The sequence below is a fragment of the Aequorivita sinensis genome, from assembly GCF_006346335.1.
GTDB classification, from domain to species: domain Bacteria; phylum Bacteroidota; class Bacteroidia; order Flavobacteriales; family Flavobacteriaceae; genus Aequorivita; species Aequorivita sinensis.
This window is the reverse complement of sequence record NZ_VDMC01000076.1, coordinates 1-424: the sequence shown is the minus strand read 5'-3', so window position 1 is coordinate 424 and position 424 is coordinate 1. Positions and strand designations below refer to the sequence as shown.

Below are 424 nucleotides of genomic sequence, written 5' to 3'. Positions count from 1 at the left end.
CTTGCTAGGTTATTTAAAAAATCAGTAAAGCGCGCGAATTTGGAAGGAAAATAATCAGTATTTTATGGTAGGACTGGTTGCAAACCAGGGCCATCAAGTTTTTCGATACTATCGTGTGAGAGTTTACTCTCAAATACGAGGTTTCGTATTAAAACTTGGATTAAGGTCGTGATTTTTTTTGACAAAATCAAGGGCTTAGTGCATAAAATACTGATTTTTAACTCTTTGAAGCGCTTTAACTTCACAAAGACTAAACATATACAGGTATATATATAATTTTTGTTCAGCAGCTGATTTTTTAAATGCGTTATTATTTTTAAGCTTGGCGCGCAAGGGTTACTGGGTAAAATAGCCTTTTTGCCATTGTTATTTTTGAATCGAAAGGCTATATTTACTGACACACAACAATGTATATGAAAAATAG

1 protein-coding gene is annotated in these 424 nt (G+C 33.0%); it reads right to left on the bottom strand.

Annotation, left to right across the window (positions count from 1 at the left end; translation table 11 throughout):
- Nucleotides 1-62: 62 nt before the first annotated feature.
- Nucleotides 63-424: hypothetical protein (locus FHP04_RS14655; RefSeq protein WP_218937269.1), on the bottom strand; the 362-nt coding region annotated here is incomplete at its 5' end.